Source organism: uncultured Shewanella sp. (assembly GCF_947491715.1).
In the GTDB taxonomy this organism is placed as follows: Bacteria; Pseudomonadota; Gammaproteobacteria; order Enterobacterales; family Shewanellaceae; genus Shewanella.
The window spans coordinates 1-342 of sequence record NZ_CANLKR010000132.1 but is presented as its reverse complement, the minus strand read 5'-3'; the positions used below and the strand labels follow the sequence as shown (position 1 = coordinate 342).

The following is a 342-nucleotide window of genomic DNA, read 5'->3' as shown; positions in this document are numbered from 1 at the left end:
CAACTTGCTCAAGCCCCAGCACGGCTTGCCAAACCTCACACAGTTGACGCTCAGTATCATTACGCGGCGCCACATACTCGTCACTACTTACCAACTCAGGCTCAGGCAAGGCCTTGCGATCTAACTTGCCATTGGCGGTGAGTGGGATTTCACTGATGGGAATATAAACCGATGGATGCATATAAAGCGGTAAACTCTCTTTTAACGCATTGGTAATATAGCTATTAAGACTCATCGCTATCGCTTGACTTTCTGCGTTAAATGAGGGCGAAACCAAATAAGCCACTAAGTGATTATCATGCACCTGCGTAATGGCCTCTTCTATGCCATTAAGCTGCGTCA

1 protein-coding gene is annotated in these 342 nt (G+C 46.8%); it reads right to left on the bottom strand.

Annotated elements, in window-relative coordinates; translation table 11 throughout:
* The coding region (locus tag Q0779_RS23825; RefSeq protein WP_298776757.1) for a hypothetical protein at positions 1 to 342 on the bottom strand (342 nt) is incomplete at both ends.